This window comes from Myxococcus guangdongensis, assembly GCF_024198255.1.
Classification (GTDB): Bacteria; Myxococcota; Myxococcia; order Myxococcales; family Myxococcaceae; genus Myxococcus; species Myxococcus guangdongensis.
Genome location: NZ_JAJVKW010000001.1, coordinates 472,569 through 491,615, shown reverse-complemented (window position 1 = coordinate 491,615; position 19,047 = coordinate 472,569). Strand labels below are relative to the sequence as shown.

Annotated in this window: 25 protein-coding genes; 9 read left to right on the top strand and 16 right to left on the bottom strand. The window is 69.5% G+C overall.

Annotated features, from left to right (window positions below; translation table 11 throughout):
• Window positions 1–115 precede the first annotated feature (115 nt).
• Window positions 116–637 (top strand): hypothetical protein, encoded by a 522-nt coding sequence (locus tag LXT21_RS02020; RefSeq protein ID WP_254036382.1) that lies wholly within the window; start codon window positions 116–118, stop codon window positions 635–637.
• Window positions 638–644: 7 nt separating this feature from the next.
• Here the strand turns inward: LXT21_RS02020 and LXT21_RS02015 are convergent, their stop codons facing one another.
• Genes LXT21_RS02015 through LXT21_RS02005 form a run of 3 tightly spaced genes read right to left on the bottom strand, consistent with a single transcriptional unit; the run spans window position 645 to window position 1,929 of the window.
• Window positions 645–1,295 carry a hypothetical protein gene (locus LXT21_RS02015; protein WP_254036381.1) on the bottom strand — a complete coding sequence of 217 codons (651 nt, stop codon included), beginning with the start codon at window positions 1,293–1,295 and terminating at the stop codon, window positions 645–647.
• On the bottom strand, window positions 1,292–1,606 hold the full coding sequence (locus LXT21_RS02010; RefSeq protein ID WP_254036380.1) for a DUF1844 domain-containing protein: 315 nt from the start codon (window positions 1,604–1,606) through the stop codon (window positions 1,292–1,294). Before LXT21_RS02010 ends, LXT21_RS02015 begins: the two co-directional genes overlap by 4 nt.
• Window positions 1,603–1,929: an RNA polymerase subunit sigma gene (locus LXT21_RS02005; protein WP_254036379.1), complete on the bottom strand. Its 327-nt coding sequence runs from the start codon at window positions 1,927–1,929 to the stop codon at window positions 1,603–1,605. Before LXT21_RS02005 ends, LXT21_RS02010 begins: the two co-directional genes overlap by 4 nt.
• Window positions 1,930–2,022: 93 nt before the next feature.
• On the opposite strand from LXT21_RS02005, the gene thiE reads away from it, so the two are divergent.
• Genes thiE through thiD form a run of 3 tightly spaced genes read left to right on the top strand, consistent with a single transcriptional unit; the run spans window position 2,023 to window position 4,202 of the window.
• A complete protein-coding gene (gene thiE / locus LXT21_RS02000) occupies window positions 2,023–2,679 on the top strand; it encodes a thiamine phosphate synthase (protein ID WP_254036378.1) in 657 nt (218 codons plus the stop codon).
• Window positions 2,680–2,700: 21 nt separating this feature from the next.
• On the top strand, window positions 2,701–3,465 hold the full coding sequence (locus LXT21_RS01995; RefSeq protein WP_254036377.1) for a gamma-glutamyl-gamma-aminobutyrate hydrolase family protein: 765 nt from the start codon (window positions 2,701–2,703) through the stop codon (window positions 3,463–3,465).
• The gene (gene thiD / locus LXT21_RS01990) at window positions 3,462–4,202 is read left to right on the top strand and encodes a bifunctional hydroxymethylpyrimidine kinase/phosphomethylpyrimidine kinase (protein WP_254036376.1); all 741 of its coding nucleotides are present in this window, start codon (window positions 3,462–3,464) and stop codon (window positions 4,200–4,202) included. The genes LXT21_RS01995 and thiD overlap by 4 nt, the downstream gene beginning before the upstream one ends.
• A 264-nt stretch (window positions 4,203–4,466) precedes the next feature.
• Here thiD and dnaB read toward each other — a convergent pair whose 3' ends face one another.
• The 12 genes from dnaB to LXT21_RS01930 all read right to left on the bottom strand — a co-directional run bounded on the left by dnaB (window position 4,467) and on the right by LXT21_RS01930 (window position 14,250).
• The gene (gene dnaB / locus LXT21_RS01985; protein WP_254036375.1) at window positions 4,467–5,837 is read right to left on the bottom strand and encodes a replicative DNA helicase; all 1,371 of its coding nucleotides are present in this window, start codon (window positions 5,835–5,837) and stop codon (window positions 4,467–4,469) included.
• 100 nt (window positions 5,838–5,937) lie between these two features.
• A complete protein-coding gene (locus LXT21_RS01980; RefSeq protein WP_254036374.1) occupies window positions 5,938–6,708 on the bottom strand; it encodes a LytR/AlgR family response regulator transcription factor in 771 nt (256 codons plus the stop codon).
• A 106-nt stretch (window positions 6,709–6,814) separates the two neighbouring features.
• Window positions 6,815–7,933 carry a sensor histidine kinase gene (locus LXT21_RS01975; RefSeq protein WP_254036373.1) on the bottom strand — a complete coding sequence of 373 codons (1,119 nt, stop codon included), beginning with the start codon at window positions 7,931–7,933 and terminating at the stop codon, window positions 6,815–6,817.
• Window positions 7,934–7,943: 10 nt separating this feature from the next.
• Complete coding sequence (locus tag LXT21_RS01970; RefSeq protein WP_254036372.1) at window positions 7,944–9,116, bottom strand: acyltransferase family protein; 1,173 nt, start codon at window positions 9,114–9,116, stop codon at window positions 7,944–7,946.
• A gap of 176 nt (window positions 9,117–9,292) precedes the next feature.
• Window positions 9,293–9,736, bottom strand: coding sequence for a 50S ribosomal protein L9 (rplI, locus tag LXT21_RS01965; protein ID WP_254036371.1), 444 nt, complete (start codon window positions 9,734–9,736; stop codon window positions 9,293–9,295).
• Between the two features lie 26 nt (window positions 9,737–9,762).
• The gene (gene rpsR, locus LXT21_RS01960) at window positions 9,763–10,155 is read right to left on the bottom strand and encodes a 30S ribosomal protein S18 (protein WP_046715137.1); all 393 of its coding nucleotides are present in this window, start codon (window positions 10,153–10,155) and stop codon (window positions 9,763–9,765) included.
• 50 nt (window positions 10,156–10,205) lie between these two features.
• Window positions 10,206–10,682: a 30S ribosomal protein S6 gene (gene rpsF / locus LXT21_RS01955; RefSeq protein ID WP_254036370.1), complete on the bottom strand. Its 477-nt coding sequence runs from the start codon at window positions 10,680–10,682 to the stop codon at window positions 10,206–10,208.
• A gap of 255 nt (window positions 10,683–10,937) precedes the next feature.
• Window positions 10,938–11,513 (bottom strand): aminoacyl-tRNA hydrolase, encoded by a 576-nt coding sequence (gene pth, locus LXT21_RS01950; protein WP_254036369.1) that lies wholly within the window; start codon window positions 11,511–11,513, stop codon window positions 10,938–10,940.
• A gap of 73 nt (window positions 11,514–11,586) precedes the next feature.
• On the bottom strand, window positions 11,587–12,264 hold the full coding sequence (locus LXT21_RS01945; RefSeq protein WP_254036368.1) for a 50S ribosomal protein L25/general stress protein Ctc: 678 nt from the start codon (window positions 12,262–12,264) through the stop codon (window positions 11,587–11,589).
• A 179-nt stretch (window positions 12,265–12,443) separates the two neighbouring features.
• Window positions 12,444–13,394: a ribose-phosphate pyrophosphokinase gene (locus LXT21_RS01940; protein ID WP_254036367.1), complete on the bottom strand. Its 951-nt coding sequence runs from the start codon at window positions 13,392–13,394 to the stop codon at window positions 12,444–12,446.
• Between the two features lie 45 nt (window positions 13,395–13,439).
• Window positions 13,440–13,739 (bottom strand): septation regulator SpoVG, encoded by a 300-nt coding sequence (gene spoVG / locus LXT21_RS01935; protein ID WP_046715132.1) that lies wholly within the window; start codon window positions 13,737–13,739, stop codon window positions 13,440–13,442.
• A gap of 133 nt (window positions 13,740–13,872) precedes the next feature.
• Window positions 13,873–14,250, bottom strand: a complete 378-nt coding sequence (locus LXT21_RS01930) for a DUF5658 family protein (protein WP_254036366.1) — start codon at window positions 14,248–14,250, stop codon at window positions 13,873–13,875.
• A gap of 206 nt (window positions 14,251–14,456) precedes the next feature.
• On the opposite strand from LXT21_RS01930, the gene LXT21_RS01925 reads away from it, so the two are divergent.
• From LXT21_RS01925 to LXT21_RS01905, 5 genes are all read left to right on the top strand, one after another.
• On the top strand, window positions 14,457–15,056 hold the full coding sequence (locus LXT21_RS01925) for a thymidine kinase (protein WP_256571210.1): 600 nt from the start codon (window positions 14,457–14,459) through the stop codon (window positions 15,054–15,056).
• Window positions 15,057–15,105: 49 nt separating this feature from the next.
• The gene (locus tag LXT21_RS01920) at window positions 15,106–15,921 is read left to right on the top strand and encodes a uracil phosphoribosyltransferase (protein WP_046715129.1); all 816 of its coding nucleotides are present in this window, start codon (window positions 15,106–15,108) and stop codon (window positions 15,919–15,921) included.
• 13 nt (window positions 15,922–15,934) lie between these two features.
• Window positions 15,935–16,468: a hypoxanthine phosphoribosyltransferase gene (gene hpt, locus LXT21_RS01915; RefSeq protein ID WP_254036364.1), complete on the top strand. Its 534-nt coding sequence runs from the start codon at window positions 15,935–15,937 to the stop codon at window positions 16,466–16,468.
• Between the two features lie 224 nt (window positions 16,469–16,692).
• A complete protein-coding gene (aqpZ, locus tag LXT21_RS01910; RefSeq protein WP_323393944.1) occupies window positions 16,693–17,526 on the top strand; it encodes an aquaporin Z in 834 nt (277 codons plus the stop codon).
• A gap of 189 nt (window positions 17,527–17,715) precedes the next feature.
• On the top strand, window positions 17,716–18,348 hold the full coding sequence (locus tag LXT21_RS01905; RefSeq protein WP_254036363.1) for a LysE family translocator: 633 nt from the start codon (window positions 17,716–17,718) through the stop codon (window positions 18,346–18,348).
• Window positions 18,349–18,352: 4 nt separating this feature from the next.
• On the opposite strand, the gene LXT21_RS01900 is transcribed toward LXT21_RS01905, so the two are convergent.
• The gene (locus LXT21_RS01900) at window positions 18,353–19,030 is read right to left on the bottom strand and encodes a site-2 protease family protein (RefSeq protein ID WP_254036362.1); all 678 of its coding nucleotides are present in this window, start codon (window positions 19,028–19,030) and stop codon (window positions 18,353–18,355) included.
• Window positions 19,031–19,047: the final 17 nt, after the last annotated feature.

Below are 19,047 nucleotides of genomic sequence, written 5' to 3'. Positions count from 1 at the left end.
CTGGGTTGCCACGAGGGACGTGGCTCGGTTATAGGCGGCGCGCACCCGCGGGGGGCTGAACCTGGAAGCGCACGGCGGCTATCTCATTCGACTCGAAAGCTTCGGCGGGCTGGAGTTGCTCCGGCAGGCCCGCGAGGCGCTGCAGCTGGACGGCGCGTCAGGCGCCACCGGGCTGCAGGTTTCGGTCAACCGTCGCCGCAAGGTGGTCCGGTTGGCCTACGTGGCGCCCTTCACCCAGGGCCGGCCCGGCGCGCACTGGTACGCCGCGCACCATGCGCTGCCCCGGCTGCTGTCCCGCGCGGCCAACACCACCGTGCAGGCGTATGTGTACGACCCGGACGAGGGTGAGGAGGTCATCGCCTACGGCAACGGTCGGCGCGTGGGCGGTGAGCGGGTGGTCTACGACAATGTGGATCTGCCGGAGGGCCGTCCCGAGGACCTGGACGAGGCCGCTTTCCTGCACATGCAGTCGCGCTGGCCCATGGGGCACCTGGCGCACGTCTTCGGGCTGTCGCGGCAGGCGCTGTTGAAGCTGCCGGTGACGGGGCAGGTGCTGGGGCTGGAGGACTCCACGGCGGACGTGGAGGCGGTGCTGGAGTCCCTGCTGCCGGGCTCCGTGGCGCCCCACGCCCACTGAGGGACGGCTACCCGTCGACGGGGCCGTCCTGGGTGACGAGCGCCTGTCGCACGGACTCGCTGCGGAAGAACTGTCCGAGCACGGCGAAGGTCCCCGCGATGAGCGTGGTGCCGGCCACCGTCATGCCCAGCGCGAGCCAGGGGGCCACGGTGGTGACGGCCTCGGCGGCGGAGGGGTCCTGGTATTCGGGGCGCTGGGCGAGCGTCTGGGCCAGGGTGACGCCCACGCGTCGGGCCACCACGGCCCACTGGGCGCCGTCGATGGTGCGCAGCACCGCCACCGTGACGGCGGCGCGGCCGAGCATCCGTCCCATGGCGCCTCGGGGCAGGTCTCCGGGGCGGAGCATGCGCAGGGCGGACACGAAGACGAAGGCGCACGCCACGGCGAGCACACCCATCAGCGCGGCCCTGGGCTCGCGCATGGGCTCGAGCGCCTGGTACTGCGTCTCCAGCAGGTGCTGGAGCACGGCTGGGTCATTGCCGAGGAGGAGGGGAGGGCCCTTCTCCAGGTGCTGGGAGCGCACCTCGTAGAAGTGCGCCAGCTCCGTGGCCTCGTTCAGGGACGCCCAGCCCGTGAGCGCGGCGAGGATGCAGGCCACCAGCGCCGCGAAGCGGATGTTCCCGGGCAGCGAGCCCGAGCGGGGAGCAGACACCGTCACCGCTTGCTTGCCTCCACGAAGCGCAGTCGCAAGTCGGCGAGCAACCCGTCGAAGAGCTTCTCCTCTTCGGCCGTCAGGTTGCCCCGCGTCTTCAGCCGCAGCATCGACAACAGGTCCAGGTTCTGCCGGGCCAGCGGCAGGTCCTTCGTCGTCTGGCCCGTTTCGGGATTCGGCGCCTCACCCAGGTAGATGAGCACCGCGGTGCCCAGCCCCATGATGAACGTGGTGAAGCCGATGGGCTCCTCGGACGCGGAGCGCGCTTCCCCCCGCATGACGAAGGTCTCGCCGCGCTTCTCGTCCGCGGGGCTCATGGATTGTTCGGCTCGTCTTCGGAGGAGGAGGCGACGGCGGCCAGGTCGGCCTCGTCGTTGTTGGTGACGGGGGCCTCGTCATCCGCCTCGTCGGCCTCATCGGAATCATCCGAGTCGTCCACGTCGTCCGTCTCGTCCTCATCCTCGTCGTCGTAGTCCTCCACGTCGTCGAGCATGAAGGTCTCCACCGGGACGGACTTGTCCGCCACATCAGGCAGGCTCTCGAGGTAGCGCTTGTGCGCCTTCTCGTCCAACTGGCCCGAGCGCAGGTACCGCTCCGCGGTGCGCTTATCGAGGTGCTTGGGGTCCACCGTGTCCGCCATGTTTCAAATCCTCAGAATTGCTTGGAAAACAGCGCGCCACCTTATAGCAGAGGGGCCGCCTGTCAACGCCGCCGTCCCGTCTTCCCAGTGCCGATGAACGTCCTGCCCCGCCCGCTGCTTCCCCCCGGCCTCTATCTGTTGTGCGACGACACCGTGGTGCCGGACATGCCGCTGGTGGCCAAGGCGGAGCGCCTGCTGGCGGGCGGCGCGCGGGTGGTGCAGCTGCGGATGAAACGCACGTCCCTCCGGGAGGCGCTGGAGGTGGCGCGGACGGTGGTGGCGCTGTGCCGGAGCGCGGGCGCGGTGTGCCTGCTCAACGACAGGGTGGACCTGGCGCTGCTGTCGGACGCACACGGGGTGCACGTGGGGGATGAGGACCTGCCTGCCCGGGATGCGCGGGCGCTGTTGGGGCCTGGCCGGCTGGTGGGCGTCACGGTGCGGGATGAGGGGGGCGCGCGGGAGGCGCTGGAGGCGGGCGCGGACTACGTGGGCGTGGGGCCTGTCTTCGGCACGATGACGAAGGCGGTGCCGGCGCCGGTGATGGGGTTGGAGGGGCTGGCTCGCGTGGTGAAGGGCAGCGTGTTGCCGGTGGTGGGGATTGGCGGCGTGGGGCTCGCCAACGTGGCGAGCGTGGCGGCGACGGGGGCTCATGGCGCGGCGGTGGTGTCGGACGCGCTGCTCGCCCAGGACATCGCCGAGCGGGTGCGACTGCTCGCGGGCGCGTTTGAACGAGGCCGTGTGGGGGGGTAGGTTCGACCGACGGACTCCCCCATGAACAATCATCCGCGACACCATGGCCAGCCGCCTCGGCGGCCCAACATCGGCATCACCCCGGACTGGAGCCAGCCCGAGGACCAGCCCTTCGCGCGGTACGAGCTGAAGGTGCCCTACGCGGAGGCGGTGCTGCGCGCTGGAGGGCTTCCCTTCGTGTTGCCGTACGCGGACGACCCCACGTGCGTGGAGGCGTATCTGGACCGGGTGTCGGGGCTGCTCGTCACCGGCGGCGCGTTCGACATCCCGCCCGAGGCGTACGGCGAGACGGCGCGCGAGGGATTGGGCGCGCTCAAGGAGGGGCGCACCGCGTTCGAGGCCGCGCTGATGCGTGGCGCGCTCAAGCGGAACATGCCCGTGCTGGGCATCTGCGGGGGCATGCAGTTGCTCAACGTGGTGCTGGGCGGCACGTTGTTCCAGGACATCGGCCGCGAGGTGCAGGGCGCGCGCGAGCACGAGCAGAAGCATGACCGCACCCAGCCGCAGCATCCGGTGGACGTGCGCAGCGGCTCGCTCCTGGCGGAGGCGGTGGGGCATGGCCAGCTGATGGTGAACTCCACGCACCATCAGGCGGTGCGCACGGCGGGCAAGGACGTGACCCTCTGCGCCATGGCGCCGGATGGCGTGGTGGAGGCCATCGAGTCCACCGCGCACGCCTTCGCCGTGGGCGTGCAGTGGCATCCCGAGTACATGTCCACGACGGTTCCCGTGCACGTGGGGCTGTACAAGACCTTCGTGCAGAAGGCGCGTGAGCATCGGCGATGAGCCCGAGGGTGGTGCTGCTCGCGGGGTTGGAGCCGACGGGGAGGGCGGGGTTGCTGGCGGACGTGGCCGCGGTGCGCGCGCTGGGAGGGCAGCCCGTGGCGGTGCCGCTGGCGCAGACGGCGCAGGGCCGGCAGACGTTCTGCTGGACGGCGTCGCCTCCGCGCGTGGTGACCGCGCAGCTCACCGCCGCGCGCGAGCTGGGTGACGTGCACGCGGTGAAGTGGGGGATGGTGCCGGGACTGCCGCAGCTGGAGGCCGCGAGCCGCGCCTTGAAGAGCGCGAAGGCGTGGTGGGTGGTGGACCCGGTGGTCTTCACGTCGCGAGGACAGCGGCTGTCGCGCCTGTCCGCGCGGCGCTACCTGTCGCTCGCGGGGCCGCGCGTGGTGCTCACGCCGAACCTCGATGAGGCGGGGTGGCTCCTGTCGCGGCCCGTGCCGGAGGACGTGGAGGGCGCGCGCGCGGCGGCGACGGAGCTGCTGTCGCATGGCTTCGGCGCGGTGCTGGTGAAGGGCGGGCACCTGCCCGACACGGGGGCGCTCGCCGATGTGCTGGCCACGCCCGACGGGGTGCTCGAGGTGCGAGGCCCGCGGCTCGCGCGCTCCCCGGAGAAGCGCGGGACGGGGTGCCGGCTGGCGTCGGCGCTGGCGACGGAGCTGGGGCGGGGAAAACCGCTCGACGAGGCCACGCGCACCGCCCGGCGGCTGGTGGTCCGGTATCTCAAGACGGGCCGCGAATAGGCGCGCTCCGCGGGCCCGCGGCGACTCCGGTGCTTGGCGGCCCAGGCCGCCATCTCGCACTCCTTGGCAGCGAGGCTCGTGCGGAGGCGCCGCTCTGGAGACGGGCTGCGAGCAGGTGCGCGCAGCAGGCCTACACCAGCCTCGGTGCGCAGCCCGGGAGGGCAGCAACCACTCACTGGTCGCGAGGCTCGTGCTCCGGCGCCGAGTCCCGCGGGTGCCATGCGCCGCCGTGAGAACGCTCCACCCGAGGACCGGGCGGCGTGCCTACTCGCCGCGGCTGCGGCTCTCGAAGCGGGTGTACTCGGCGAGGAACACCAGCGGGATTTCACCGATGGGGCCGTTGCGCTGCTTGGCGACGATGAGCTCGACTGGGATGACGGTGGTGGCTCCCGTCGAAGGAGGCGGCGCCTCTCCGCCTTCCTCCATCTCTTCACGGTGGATGAACATCACCACGTCGGCGTCCTGCTCGATGGAGCCGGACTCACGAAGGTCCGACAGCATGGGCTTGCCGCCCTTGCGTTCCTCGACCTTACGGCTGAGCTGACTGAGGGCGATGATGGGCACCTCCAGCTCCTTGGCCAGCTGCTTGAGCGCGCGGGAGATTTCGGCGACCTCCAACTGACGGCTCTCCACCTTGCCCTTCTGATGCATGAGCTGGAGGTAGTCGATGATGAGGAGCGACAGGCGCGGGTCCTTCTGCTTCACGCGCCGCGCCTTCGCGCGCAAGTCGAACGGCGACAGACCACCGGAGTCGTCGATGTAGATGGGTGCGTTGTAGAGCGCGCCCGCCATCTCCTGGAACTTCTCCTCGTCGTGCGGAGAGAGCCGGCCGCCACGCAGCTTCTTCATGTCCACGCGCGCGGTGGACGCGAGCAGACGCATGAGCAGCTGGTCGGCGGGCATTTCCAGGCTGAAGATGCCGACGGCCTTGTTCTCCTTGAGCGCCGCGTGCACCGCCATGTTCATGGCGAACGACGTCTTGCCGACACCCGGACGGGCCGCGAGGATGATGAGCTCGCCGGCGTGCAGGCCCGTGAGCTGGTTGTCCAGGTCGATGTAGCCGGTGGACAGGCCCGTGATGCCCGTCGCCGCCGTCTTCATCTTGTCGAGCAGGTCGAGCGTGTGCTCCATCAGCTCGCTGACCGGACGCAAATCTCCCTCGCGCTTCTTCTCCGCGAGGAGGAACACCTTGCGCTCGGCCTCGTCGAGCAGCACCTCCAGCTCGCCCGTCTCCTGGCTGGCGAGCTCCTGAATCTCCCGGCCCACGTTCGCGAGCCGGCGCCGCAGCGCCTGGTCCTTGACGATGTTCGCGTACTGGACCGCGTTGGAGGCCAGCGGGACGACCTGGTCCAGCCGCATCAGGTACGCGGGGCCGCCCACGGCGACGAGCTGCCCGAGGACCTTCAGCTCCTCGGCCAGCGTCAGGTGGTCGACCTGCTTGCTCTGGCCGTCCAGGCGGAGCATCGCCGCGAAAATCTGGGCGTGCGCCGGGCTGGAGAAATCGTCCGTGTGGACGACTTCGCCCACCGCGGAGATGAGTGAGTTGTCCGCGAGCACGGACCCTAGGACCGCGCGCTCGGCGGCGAGGTCCTCGTGGACCTTTCGCCCGTCTCTGACGTCGAGGGAGTTCTCCATGGCTGCCCGTCCACTCTACAGGCGGCTCTGACATCCCCCTATTTTTCCGCCACAGACCTGTAGCAACGGGTGGGCTGAAGGCGTCCTCCACCCCACCACGTCATCCCTCGAAGCCCCAGCGGCGCAGGAACGCTTCACGCCACGTGCGGCTGAGGACCACCGTCGTGCCGTTCTTCAGCACGAGGATGCCGTCGCCGTGGGTCCAGGGCTCCAGCCGGGCCACGGCGTCCAGGTTGATGATGTCGCCCCGGTGGATGCGCACGAAGCGCTCCGGGTCCAGGCGCTCCTCCAGGGAGCGGAGGCTCTGGCGGACCAGGTGCTCGCCATTCGCCGTGTGGACGCGCACGTACTTGTCCTCGGAGGACAGGCGCCACACCTCCTCCAGGCGCAGCGGCACCCAGGCCTCGCCGGACTTCACCACCAGCCGCTCCAACGTGCGCCGGGGCGTCGCGGTGGTCACCTCGCGCAGCAGCGCCTGCAGACGCTCCGCCTCGGCGCCGCCTCCGACGAGCTGGGCGTGGGCCTTGTCCAGCGCGCGGGTGAAGCGCTCGCCGTCGTAGGGCTTGAGCAGGTAGTCCACCGCGTGCGCCTCGAAGGCCCGGAGCGCGAAGCCGTCATAGGCCGTGGAGAAGATTACGGCGGGGCCTGACTCCGCGCCGAGCGCCTCTAGCACCTCGAAGCCCGTCAGCCCCGGCATCTGCACGTCGAGCACGACGAGGTCCGGCCGGAGCGCCTCGATGCGCTCCAAGGCCTGGGTTCCATCCTCCGCTTCGCCCACGAGCGTGAAGCGCGACTCGTGCTCAAGCAGGCGCTTCACCTTCGCGCGAGCGGGGGCCTCGTCATCGACCACGAGCAGGCGGAAGGTCGTCATGGCGTGAGGCTCCGTTCCTTCATCCGCGCGTGGACTGTCGGCATGCCGCGCGACGACCCCCTCGCATCGTGGAAACAGGCGCCTCGTCGACGACCCATGCGCGTCGTCATGGCAGGCCGCTCCGAGGCAGCGTGAGCGCCACGCGAGCGCCGCCCTCGGGCCCTCGTCCCCGCTCCAGTCGGGCCCGCCCGTCGTGCAGCAGCGACAGGACCTGCTCCAGGTGCGAGAGCCCCACGCCTGGTCCCGAGGCCGGCGAGCTCTCGCCGAAGCCCCGCCCGGTGTCCTCCACCTCCAGGCGCCAATCACCGCCGCTCTCGCGAGCGCGGATGCGGACCTCCAGCGGCTCGCGGCGGTCCTGGTTGTGCTTCACGGCGTTCTCCACCAGCGTCTGCAAGGCGAAGCAGGGGACCCGCGCCGAGTCCAGGCCCGGCGCCACGTTCCAATCCACCCTCAACCGGTCCCCGAAGCGCGCGGACAACAGCGCGATGAAGCGCTGCGCATGGGCCCGCTCCTCCGCCAGCGTCCACGTGGGCTCGGCCCGCTCCAGGCTCGCGCGCAAGAGCTGCCCCAAATCGCTCAGCAGCCGGTCCGTGCGCGCCAGGTCCTCGTACATGACGGAGCTGATGGTGTGCAGCGAGTTGAAGAGGAAGTGCGGATGGAGCTGGCCGGTGAGGGACTGCAGTTGCGCGGCCCGCAGCTCGCCCTCCAGCTCCGCCGCGCGCAGGGCCCGCGCCTGCCGCCTCCGCCACGCGGCCAGCAGGATGACGAAGCCCGCCGTCAGTCCGTAGACGAGCACGTCCTTCACCACCTCCATGGGCAGCCGGAAACCCAGCGGTCCGTACTCGTACCTCCCCCAGCCGAACAGCACGTAGAGCGGGTGGCGCGAGGCCATCATGAAGAGGATGTGCGCCGTCGTGTAGAGCGCGAAGCACACCGCGTGCAGCCCCACGAAGCGGCCCCATCCCGAGGCGCGCGGCGTGGGCGCGTTGATCGCCGCGAACAGGATGATGGGCGCAGCCAGCCAGCCGGAGAGCGCTCCGGTGATTTCCCACAGGTAGGCCCGCGACGCGGGCAACGACGTGAGCCCATTGGCCAACTGGTCCAGCCGCACCGCGGTGCCATACGACAGGCCGATGAGCAGGCTGATACCCAGCGTCACGAGCACCGGACGGACACGCAGGCGCGGCCAACGCCAGGTGGGCTTCATGAGGGTGGGGGCGTCCATGAGGTCCTCGTCACGCAGTATGCCCCGGAGCCGCCGCCTTCAGCGCGTGCGCCCGGTGTGACGAACGGGCCTTCAGCCCGAAGAGCGGTCTCAGCCAGGGCAGGCGAGCGATTCCCTCGCTCAAGCCCCAGGAGAGCAGGAAGGACACCGCGAGGACGCAGCCGAACAGCGTCCACGGCCCCACCGGCAGCCGCAGGAGCGCGAAGCCGACCACGATGATGACCGTCTGGTGGACGATGTAGAACGGGTAGGAGAGCTCCTGGGCGTGACGCAGCCACGGGCGTGACGTGGTGATGGCGCGCCGCGCCCAGCCCAGCGCCGTCAGGATGAACAGCCACTGAAAGGCCACCCGCCCCAGCGTCTCCGGGATGAGCGGGTACTCGTTCGGTGGCGCCATCACCGCGAAGACCAGCGCCCAGAGTCCGAGCAGCGCCCACCTGCGCTCCACCAGCACGTCCCACAGGCGCGGCGTCCGCCCCATCACGTGGCCCACGAGGAACAGCAGTCCGTAGTGGCCGAAGTTCAACGGATCATCGAACAGGCCGTGCGTCACCGGATGCCCGTGCAGCAGCACGTCGTTGAGCGCCAGTGGCGCGGCCAGCCACAGCACGTTCAGTCCCCGGCACAGCCACGCCTCCACCCGCTCCACCCACGCGCGGGCACGAGCGCTGCCCAGCCAGGCGAACAACGGCAGCGCCAGCATGCAGTAGACGAAGAGGTAGACGACAAACCAGAGGTGATGCCAGCTCAGGCTGCCGCCGCGAGGGTAGGGCACGAACTGGAGCACGGAGGGGTAGAAGTCCGCGTAGCTCCCCTGGAACTGCCCCTGGAGCACGCGCTCCACATAGATTTGCGGCGGGACGACGACGAGCATCCCGAAGAGCACCGGCACCAGGAGCCGCCGCACCCGGTCCGCCGCGAAGGCCCCCGTGGAGCGCCGCCGCAGCGCCAGCGCCGTGCCGATGCCCGAGATGACCATCAACAGCGGCATGCGCACCAGGTGGAGCACCTCCATCGTCGGCTCCAACCCGGGCAAGGCGACCGGCGACTTCACGTGCCAGTCCCACGTGTTGAACATCATCCCCGAGTGGTACAGGTGCAGCACGAGGATGGCGACGACGCGCAGCCAGTCCAGGTCCGGGTGATGGGCTTCGGGGGATGTCGTCGGTGTGGGCGTGCTCATGGGCGAGCCTCCTGTCCCCACCGGGATACGCACCCTTCGCTGACCCCTCCATGCGTCTGTCGTGGGACGGACCGGCGACGGCGCCAGCCGGACAGGGGAGGGGCGGAAAATGAAGAGGCCGCCCGGGTTGCCCCGGACGGCCTCTTCGATGCGACGTGGGTGAAGGCGACGCGCCGTTACTCGGCGGCGACCTCGACCTTGATCTTCGCCGTCACCTCGCGGTGCAGGCGCAGCTCCACCTCGTAGCTGCCGAGCGTCTTGATGGGCTCGGGCAGGTGGATGGCGCGACGGTCCACCGTCTGGCCCTGGGCCGCCACGGCCTCGGCGATGTCCAGCGTCGTGACGGAGCCGAACAGCTTGTCCTGCTCGCCGACCTTGCGCTTGATGGTGACCTTGATGGAGCCGACCTTCTTCGCCTGCTCCTCCGCGGCGCCCTTCAGCTTGGCGTTGCGGGCGGTGATGACCGCCTTCTCGTGCTCGAGCTGACGGAGGTTCTGCTCGCTGGCCAGAACCGCCTTCTTGCGCGGCAGGAGGTAGTTGCGGCCGAAGCCGTCCTTCACGGTGACGAGCTCCCCGGACTTGCCGAGGTTCTCGATGTCCTCACGCAGAATGACCTTCATGTTCAGTCTCCTGTGCGGACCGGCGCTCAGCCGACCACCGCGTTGTAGGGGAGCAGCGCGATGCCACGGGCGCGCTTGATGGCCGTCGCCACCTCACGCTGGTGCTTCGCGCAGTTGCCGGAGATGCGGCGGGGGATGATCTTGCCGCGCTCGGTGACGAAGTACTTCAGCGTCGCCTGGTCCTTGAAGTCCACCGAAGCGTCCTTCTCCGCGCAGAAGCGGCAGACCTTCTTGCGACCGAAGCCACGGCCACCGCCGCGCTTCTCGTCGTCACCACCCATGCCGCCGCCGCGATCACCGCGGTCGCCACCACGGTCACCGCGGTCGCCGCCGCGATCACCACGCGGCCCACCGCCGCCGAAGCCGCCACTGCGGCCGCCCGACGACGCGCCCGTCTTGCTGTCCGTACCGTTGCTCATGAAATTTCTCGTTTCCTGGATAGGGCCCTAGAGAATGTCCCGGGTGGCGCTCAGGCCTCCTCGGACGACTCCTCCTCCGACTCGCCACCGGCCTCTTCGGCGCCATCGCCGCGGAAGCCGCCTTCGCGGTCGGCGGGAGCACCAGGGCGCGTCTCCTCCACGTCGCCAGCCAGCTTCAGGTCCTCGAGGACCGGGCGCGTGTCGGGGTCCACCTCATCCGCCTTCTTCACGGAGATGTAGCGGGTGACCTCATCCAGGTTCTTCAGGTTGCGCTCGATCTCCGCCACCAGCTTCGAGCCGCCCAGGTAGCTGGCGTGCACGTAGATGGCGCGGGGCTGCTTGGCCACGGGGAACAGGGTCTTCTTCTTGCCCCACACCGTGAAGCGGAGGACCTTGCCGCCCTCTCGGTCGACGATGCCACGGACGCGCTCCTTGAGCTTGTCCACGTTGTCGTCCGTCAGGTCCGGCTTGACCAGGAAGATGGTCTCGTACTCACGAAGCCGCTTGGCGGCCTGCGTCTCTGCCATGTTTTCTCTCCCCTTGGGGTCGAGTGCCCCTCGGACCATCCGAGGAGCGGGGAAACGGCGAGCAGCCTCGAGGGCCACCACCGGGGACGGGAAACCGCGCGCCCGTCACCTCCGCGCTACGTCCCGTGCAGAACACGGGAAGCTGGAAAAGAACATCCCGCTGGAGCAGCCTCCAGCGAGCGAACGGGCCTTCTAGGAGGGGCCCCAGGGCAAGTCAAGCGCCCGGAAAGCCCGCCCGGCCGCTTCCCTGGAGGATCAGGCCTTCCGGTTGAACCGGTTCATGGCCACCGACAGCCCCTCCCGCACCCAGCACTCCGTCACGTCCAGCGCCCGGGGGATGAGCTCCTCCAACTGGCGGCGCTCCCCGTCGTCGAAATTGGACAGGACGTAGCCGGCCACCCGCTCGCGGGCGTTGGGGCCCTCCGGCTTGTCGATGCCGAAGCGCAGCCGGATGAAGGCCTCCGAACCCAGGCTGGAGACGATGCTCTTGAGCCCGTTGTGGCCCCCCGAGCCGCCGCCCGCCTTGAGCTGCAGCCGCCCCATGGGCAGGTCCAGCTCGTCGTGGATGACGAGCACGTCCTCGGGGGCAATCTTGTAGAACCGCGCCGCCTCGGCCACCGAGCGGCCCGACAGGTTCATGAACGTCTGGGGCTCCACGAAGAGCACGCGCTCGCCCGCGAGCGTGCCCTGGCCCACCTTGGCGGCGAACTTCTCCTGGTTCAGCTCGGCGCGGGCGCGCGACAGCATCGCCTCCACCACCATGAACCCGATGTTGTGCCGGTGCCGCTCGTACTCGCGCCCCGGGTTGCCCAGCCCGCAGATGAGCTTCATGAGAGCTCCGAAAAAGAAACGGGGCCCGCCTCGGAGGAGGCCGGCCCCGTGTCCAGGGTACACCGGAAGAGGACTACTTCTTCGCGGGAGCCTTGGCCGCCGCCGCCGGGGCCGCCTTGTCGCCGGCCTTCGCCGCCGCGGGAGCCGCCGCCGCAGGAGCCGCCGCCGCCGCCGGAGCCGCCTCGGCGGACTCGGGCGCGCTCAGCACGGCCAGGGTGTAGTTGACGTTCGTCTTGATGGAGACGCCCGAGGGCAGCTTGATGTCGTTGACGTGCAGCGCCTCGGCGATCTTCAGCGCCGTCACGTCCACCTCGATGCGCTCCGGGATGGCGGTCGCCAGCGCCCACACCTCGAGCTCGCGGCGGGCCTGGGTGAGCAGACCACCGTCCGCCACGCCCTGCGCCTTGCCGGTCAGCACGAGCGGCACGTTCACCTTCACCTGCTCGTTCTCACGCACGCCGATGAAGTCCACGTGCAGGATTTCGCGCGTGACGGGGTCCATCTGGTAGTCCTTCAGGAGGACCTGCTGGTCGCCGCTGGCGAGCTTCAGCTGGATGAGCGTGTTGAACTTGTGCGGCGTGTTGATGGCCGCCCTCACGCTCTTGGGGTCGACGGCGATGTGCACCGGCTTCTCCAGGTGCTTGCCGTACACCACGGCGGGGACCAGGCCCTGGCCGCGCAGACGGCGGGCAAAGCCCTTGCCGGAACCTTCACGCGCCTTCGCCTCGAGGGTGCTCTTGTCGGTGGACATGGAAATACCTTTGTTGGGAGATGCAACGACGGTTGCCAACAGCCCCCGGCGCCCTCGGCATCCCGCCCCAGTGGCGGGCCCCGAAGACGGCGCCCATGGAAGAGGCCGTGGTGAGGAGGCCGGACATGCCAGCCCCCCGACATGGAGTCAAGTCGCCCGGAGGCCGGGCGACTGTCTCCTCAGACGAACAGCGAGCTGAGCGAGTCGGCCCGGTGGATGCGGGCGATGGCTTCCCCGAAGAGGCGCTCGGTGGTGAGCACGCGGATCTTCGAGCAGGCCAGGGCCGCGGGCGACAGCGGCACCGTGTCCGTGAAGACGACCTCCTCCAGCACCGAGTCCTGGATGCGCTGGATGGCGGGACCGGACAGGATGGGGTGCACCGCGTAGGCGACCACGCGCCGGGCGCCCTTGGCCTTCAGCGCCTGGGCCGCCTGGGTGAGCGTGCCGGCGGTGTCCACCATGTCGTCCACCAGCACCGCGTCCTTGCCCGAGACATCGCCGATGAGGTTCATCACCTCCGAGGCGTTGGGGCGCGGGCGGCGCTTGTCGATGATGGCCAGGCCCGTGTTCAGGCGCTTGGAGTAGGCGCGCGCGCGCTCGACGCCGCCGGCGTCCGGCGACACGATGACCAGCTCCTGCGACTCCGGGAAGCGCTTGCGCAGGTCCTCCAGGAACACCGGTGAGCCGTACAGGTGGTCCGAGGGGATGTTGAAGAAGCCCTGGATCTGCCCGGCGTGCATGTCCATGGAGACCACGCGCTCGGCGCCCGCGACCTCCAGGAGGTCCGCGATGAGCTTCGCGGTGATCGGCGTGCGCGGCGCCACCTTGCGGTCCTGGCGCGCGTACCCGTAGTACGGAATCACCGCCGTGATGGAGCCCGCGCTCGCCCGCTTCAGGGCGTCGCACATGATGAGCATCTCCATCAGGTGGTCGTTGGCCGGCGGGCACGTGGACTGGAAGATGAAGACGTCGTGACCGCGGACGTTCTCTCCAATCTCGACGTGGATTTCTCCGTCGGAGAAGCGACCCACCTCGGCCTTGCCGAGGGGACGCTTGAGGTACTCGCAGATTCGGTGAGCCAGGCCGGGATTCGAGCTCCCGGCGAAGATCTTGAAGTCGCGCGGCTGCATGATGGAGCCGCTGACTAACCTGGACACGCGCCGATGTGAAGGCCGTTAGTCGAGATCCGCTGGCATCGGACCGAGCATCCCGGCTTGCGCCTGATGGAGGTGCCGCTCGTACTCCATGAGGATGACGCGCTCCATCTGACTGCGCGTATCCGCGTTGAGCGGGTGGGCTATATCCTTGTACGTCCCATCCTTGCGCTTCTTCGCCGGCATCGCGATGAACAGCCCCGAGGAGCCGTGGATGACCTTCAGGTCGCGAATGACGAAGCAGTGATCCAGGGTGATGGTGACGTACGCCTTGAGCTTGTCCTCTTCGACCGGAAACACCCGGACGTCGGTGATGTTCATGGTCCCCCCCCGAACCCGAAAGGTCGGAGCTGGCGGGAAGCCTGGGACATCCCGGGTGCAAAATGCAAGTGTATGGTGATGCCTTCGTGTTGCGATTGTTCCACTCGCTCACAGTCCGGCGGAGCGAGCGGGACTACCCGAGGGCTCCCGGCCAGTGCAGGACCAGGTGGGTCAGAAAAGCCAGATGGTAGACCACGATGATGCCGTACACGACGGCGCCCGCGCGGATGGCGACGCGGCTGGCCCTCAGTCGGCGGTGCAGGCACAAGAGCCACAGGCCCGCGTTCACGATGAGCAGCTTGGAGAACATGAAGAACATCGGTGACTGCTCGTAGGCCAGGCGCATGAGCGGGTTGAGCTCCTCCGCCACACCCAGCTGCAGGAAGAGCAGCGTGAACAGCCCGTCCATCAAGTTCAGCATCAGGAGCGCCACCGACGCGGGTGACGCGTAGAACGAAGCCCGCCCACCCTGGATTGTGCCCTGAACCTGCTCCACCGTCGTCGTCGCCACGCCCCACCTCCCCGCCCACGCCTGCGTCCGAGCCGCTTCCTTTCAAGCGGCTTGCCAGCGCTCGCAGGGGGCGTGGAGGGGCAGGCGGGCGGACAGGCGAGAAGGACGTGGCGGGACGTGTCACGGCCCGACGGATGGCGGTTGACTCCAGCGGGGGGGTGACAGACTATCCGCGCCCCTCCGCCCCCAGGCCAGGCGAGCGTCCCTTGCACCAATTCCCCAAAGATATCGGGTGGATAGAGGTCATCTGCGGTTCGATGTTCTCCGGTAAGACGGAGGAGTTGATCCGCCGCGTCCAACGCGCCGTGTACGGCAAGCAGAAGGTGCAGGTGTTCAAGCCTCGCATCGACAACCGGTACGACGAGACGTCGGTCGTCAGTCACTCCAAGCTCCGGGTGACGTCCACTCCGGTGGAGCGGGCTGAAGAGATTTTTTACAGGCTGGAGCCCGACACGCAGGTGGTGGGCATCGACGAGGTGCAGTTCTTCGGCACCGAGGTCGTCGCCGTGGTGGAGGCGCTCGCCAACAAGGGCCTGCGGGTCATCTGCGCGGGGCTGGACCAGGACTACCAGGGGCGGCCGTTCGAGCCCATGCCGCAATTGATGGCCGTCGCGGAGTACGTGACGAAGGAGCTGGCCATCTGCGTGGTGTGTGGGAATCCGGCCAATCGCTCCCAACGCATCGTGTCCAGTGGTGAGCGGGTGGTGGTGGGCGCCGCGGGCGCGTACGAGCCGCGCTGCCGCAAGTGTCACGTGCCGGAGCCCACCGAGGGCACGCCGCCGCAGACGCTCGAGTTGTTCGACTGACAGCCGCGTGGGCGCCCGGAGGGGCGCGGGCGCCAGAGGAGACGACCGGATGCGCGACACCCTGTACGCGAACGTGCCCTTCAAGCTGAACGAGATGACCCACCACTATGGACCCAACGTCCACCTGGTGGGCAATCCGTTCCTGCTCTCCCAGCTGGCCACGTTGTGCGCCAAGGGCGTCATCCAGCCGCAGATCAACCGGCTGGTGGAGACGCTCTACATCGACCTGGTGAAGACGGTGGTGAACGCGGAGTTCCCCCGGAAGATGGTGAGCCTGCCCACGCGGATGATCGACTCCACGCCGCAGGGGCTCTACCAGGGGGAGGTCATCGACCCTCAAGTCCGGGTGGTGACGGTGAACATCGCGCGGGCGGGCACGCTGCCGTCGCAGGTGACGTACGACCTGCTCAACGCGACGGTGGACCCGACGGTGGTGCGACAGGACCACATCATCATGAGCCGGATGATCGACGCGGCCGAGGCGGTGGTGGGCTCGCAGATTGGCGGCGCGAAGATTGGCGGGGACGTGGATGACGCCTTCGTGCTCTTCCCGGACCCGATGGGCGCCACGGGTGGCAGCCTGTCCACGGCGATCACCCTCTACAAGGACAAGGTGCCCGGCACGCCCCGGCGCATCATCACCCTGAACCTCATCGTCACGCCGGAGTACCTGCGGCGCATGACGACGGACCACCCGGACGTCATCATCTACGCGCTCCGGCTGGACCGGGGGCTGTCCCCGCCGGAGGTGTTCGGCACGGCGCCGGGCGCGCTCTGGGAGAAGGAGCGGGGCCTGGATGACAGGCAGTACATCGTCCCCGGAGGCGGCGGCTTCGGGGAGATCATGAACAACGCCTACGTGTAGCGCGGAGGAGACCTTGGCGTTCTACGAGCAGGAAGTCGGCGTCCTGATTCCCGAGGACAAGCTGCAGGCGCGCGTGAAGGAACTGGGTGCGCAGATCACCCGGGACTACGCGGGCAAGGAGCTCACCCTCGTCTGTGTGTTGAAGGGCTCCACGTTCTTCGCCATGGACCTGGCGCGCGCGGTGGACCTACCGCTCACGCTGGAGTTCCTGGGCGTGTCCAGCTACCAGGGGGGCACGGAGACGACGGGCGAGGTGCGCATCACCACCGACGTCAGCAAGCCGATGGCGGGCAAGCACCTGCTCATCATCGAGGACATCATCGACACGGGGCTCACCATGAGCTTCCTGTTGGAGAACCTCCGGGCGCGGCACCCGGCGTCGCTGAAGCTGTGCTCGCTGCTCGAGAAGCCGTCGCGGGCGCGCACGAAGATCGACATCGACTACAAGGGTTTCGTCATCGACGATCTCTTCGTCGTCGGGTACGGCCTGGACTTCGGGGAGAAGCTGCGCAACGTGCCGTTCATCGGCGTGATGAAGGGCAAGTAGGCCGGTTGGCTCCGGCCGCGCGGGAGGAGGCCCGTCCTCCCGCCGGCTCGAGGGGGGCGGCGCCTCGGGCGCTGCTCGCGGACAATCGGCCTCCGAGCGTGAAGCGGGGTGGCGCATTGCCACCGGAGCGTGCGTGCGCAGCGTCCCGGGTGGGACTGCTGGCGCCGCGAGGCGCCGGGCGCGAGTGTCCGTGTCCGGCGGGAGCGCGGCGAGAGAGGATGCGCATGCGTTCGCCGACAGACAGAAGGACCCCGGCCGCGGTGTCGGCCGGGGTGAATGACGGGATGCGGAAGTACCTGGCCGAGTTCATCGGGACGTTCGTCCTGGTGCTCGGCGGCGTGGGAGCGGCCGTGCTGGCGGGGGACCGCATCGGTTTCCTGGGCGTGTCGTTCGCCTTCGGCCTGTCCTTGCTGGCCATGGTGTATGCGATTGGCCCCATCTCCGGCTGCCACGTGAATCCGGCGGTGACGGTGGGCCTGACGCTGGCGGGCAAGTTCGAGAGCAAGCACATCCTCGGCTATGTGGTGGCGCAGTGTCTGGGCGCGGTGCTGGCGGCGGGCGTGGTGCTGCTCATCGCCAAGGGTGTGCCCGGGGGCTATCAGGCGTCGGTGGCGGGGCTGGGCTCGAACGGGTACGGCATCGCGTCTCCGGAAGGGTATGGGGCGGGGGCGGCGTTCCTGGCGGAGGTCGCGCTCACCTTCCTGCTCGTGCTGACGGTGCTGGGGGCGACGGACGCGCGGGCGCCGGTGGGCTTCGCGGGGCTGGCCATCGGCCTGGTGCTGACGCTCATCCACCTGGTGGGCATCCCCGTGACGAACACGTCCGTGAATCCCGCGCGCAGCCTGGGGCCCGCCGTGTTCGCGGGGGGGCAGGCGCTGAGCCAGCTGTGGATGTTCATCATCGCGCCGCTCCTGGGCGGTGGGTTGGCGGCGGCGGTGTACCGCTCCGTGTTCGCCCCGGCCGCGGCGATTTCCGCGCGCACGGCGGAGCGCTCGCTGGACGCCGAGCGGGCGGAGCGCATCGCGCAGGACCGGAGCCGCACGCGCTCGCCGGTGTGAGCCGCCTGTCGCGGTGGGAGTCACCGCGTCTGAAGTCAGGCCCGTCGCCGGGAGGTCCACGGCGGCGGGCTTCGGCATGCCCGGGACGAAGGCGTGCGCCGTGCGGGGCGAGGCGATATGCAGCGGGTGCGGGGAAGGGCCGTGCCTGCCCGCTCCTGGCTCCGGGACGACGGAGCGGAGTCTCCCGACATGCTCTTCGAGCCGACGCGCCTGCTGGCCTTCCTCCTGGCGGGGCTGGCCCTCAACCTCACCCCGGGCCCCGACACGATGTACGTGCTGTCGAGGAGCATGGGGCAGGGCCGCTCGGCGGGCTTCGTCTCCGCGCTGGGCATCTGCGCGGGGGGCTTGTTCCACATCGCGGCGGCGGCCCTGGGCCTGTCGGCGCTGCTGGCCACCTCCGCGATGGCGTTCCTGGGGGTGAAGTGGGTGGGCGCGCTCTACCTCGTGTGGATGGGCGTGCAGATGCTGCGCAGCCATCGCGGGCCCGACGCGCTCCAGGCGCTGGCGCCCACGAGCCTGTGGCGCATCTTCCGCGATGGCGTCGTCACCAACGTGCTCAACCCGAAGGTGGCGCTGTTCTTCCTCGCCTTCCTGCCGCAGTTCGTGGACCCGGCCCGTGGCGACACGGGGCTCCAGTTCGTGCTGCTCGGGCTGCTGTTCGACGTGACGGGGACGCTGTGGCTGTGCTTCATCGCGGCCGTCGCGGGCGCGTTCGGCGGATGGCTGCGCAGGAGCCCGCGCTTCGCCCTGTGGCAGCAGCGGGTGACGGGCGGCGTCTTCGTCGCGCTGGGCGCGCGGCTGGCGCTCCAGGAGCGCACGTAGCCCTTCAGCGCAGGACGGCGGCGCCGAGCAGGTAGACGACGTAGCAGGCCCACGGCAGCGCGAAGGCCATGACCAGCAGGTTGAGGCTCGCGGCCCAGACGGGGACGCGCTCGCGCTGGTTGCGCCACGGGAGCATGACGAGCGAGCCGCCCGCGAGCACGGGCAGCGGCAGCAGGTTGGCCGCGGCCACCTTGGCGCTGAGCAGGCCCCAGGCGCGCAGGAGCTCACCGCCGCGCAGCATGGCGACGAAGCGCTCGATTCGCTCCGGGAGGAGCGAGACCTGGAAGGGCAGGGCGAAGCCGCTGACGAAGTGGCGCAGGCCCTCTCCGGGCCCCAGGCAGGCCATGGCGACCCCGACCAGCACGGCCCAGGGCAGCGCGATGATGGCGGCGTGGAGCGCGACGGGCAGCTGGCGCAGCCGGTTGTCGACGGGGGCCTTCGAGGACGCCGCGTCCACGGACGGGTCCTCGAAGCTCACCGCGCTGCCGAAGGGGACCAGGGGCCGCAGCGCCCACTGGATGCCGCCGAGCGTCAGGGTGAAGAGGCGTGGGCCGACGCCCAGCTTCACCAGCGTGGGCCGGACGCCGAACGAGCTGGCCACGGCCGCCTGACTCAACGCCCAGAGCGCGTTGACGGTGAAGAAGAGCATCCAGAGCCAGAAGAGCAGGGCGGCACGGTCCATGGTGTGCCCCCCTGCTT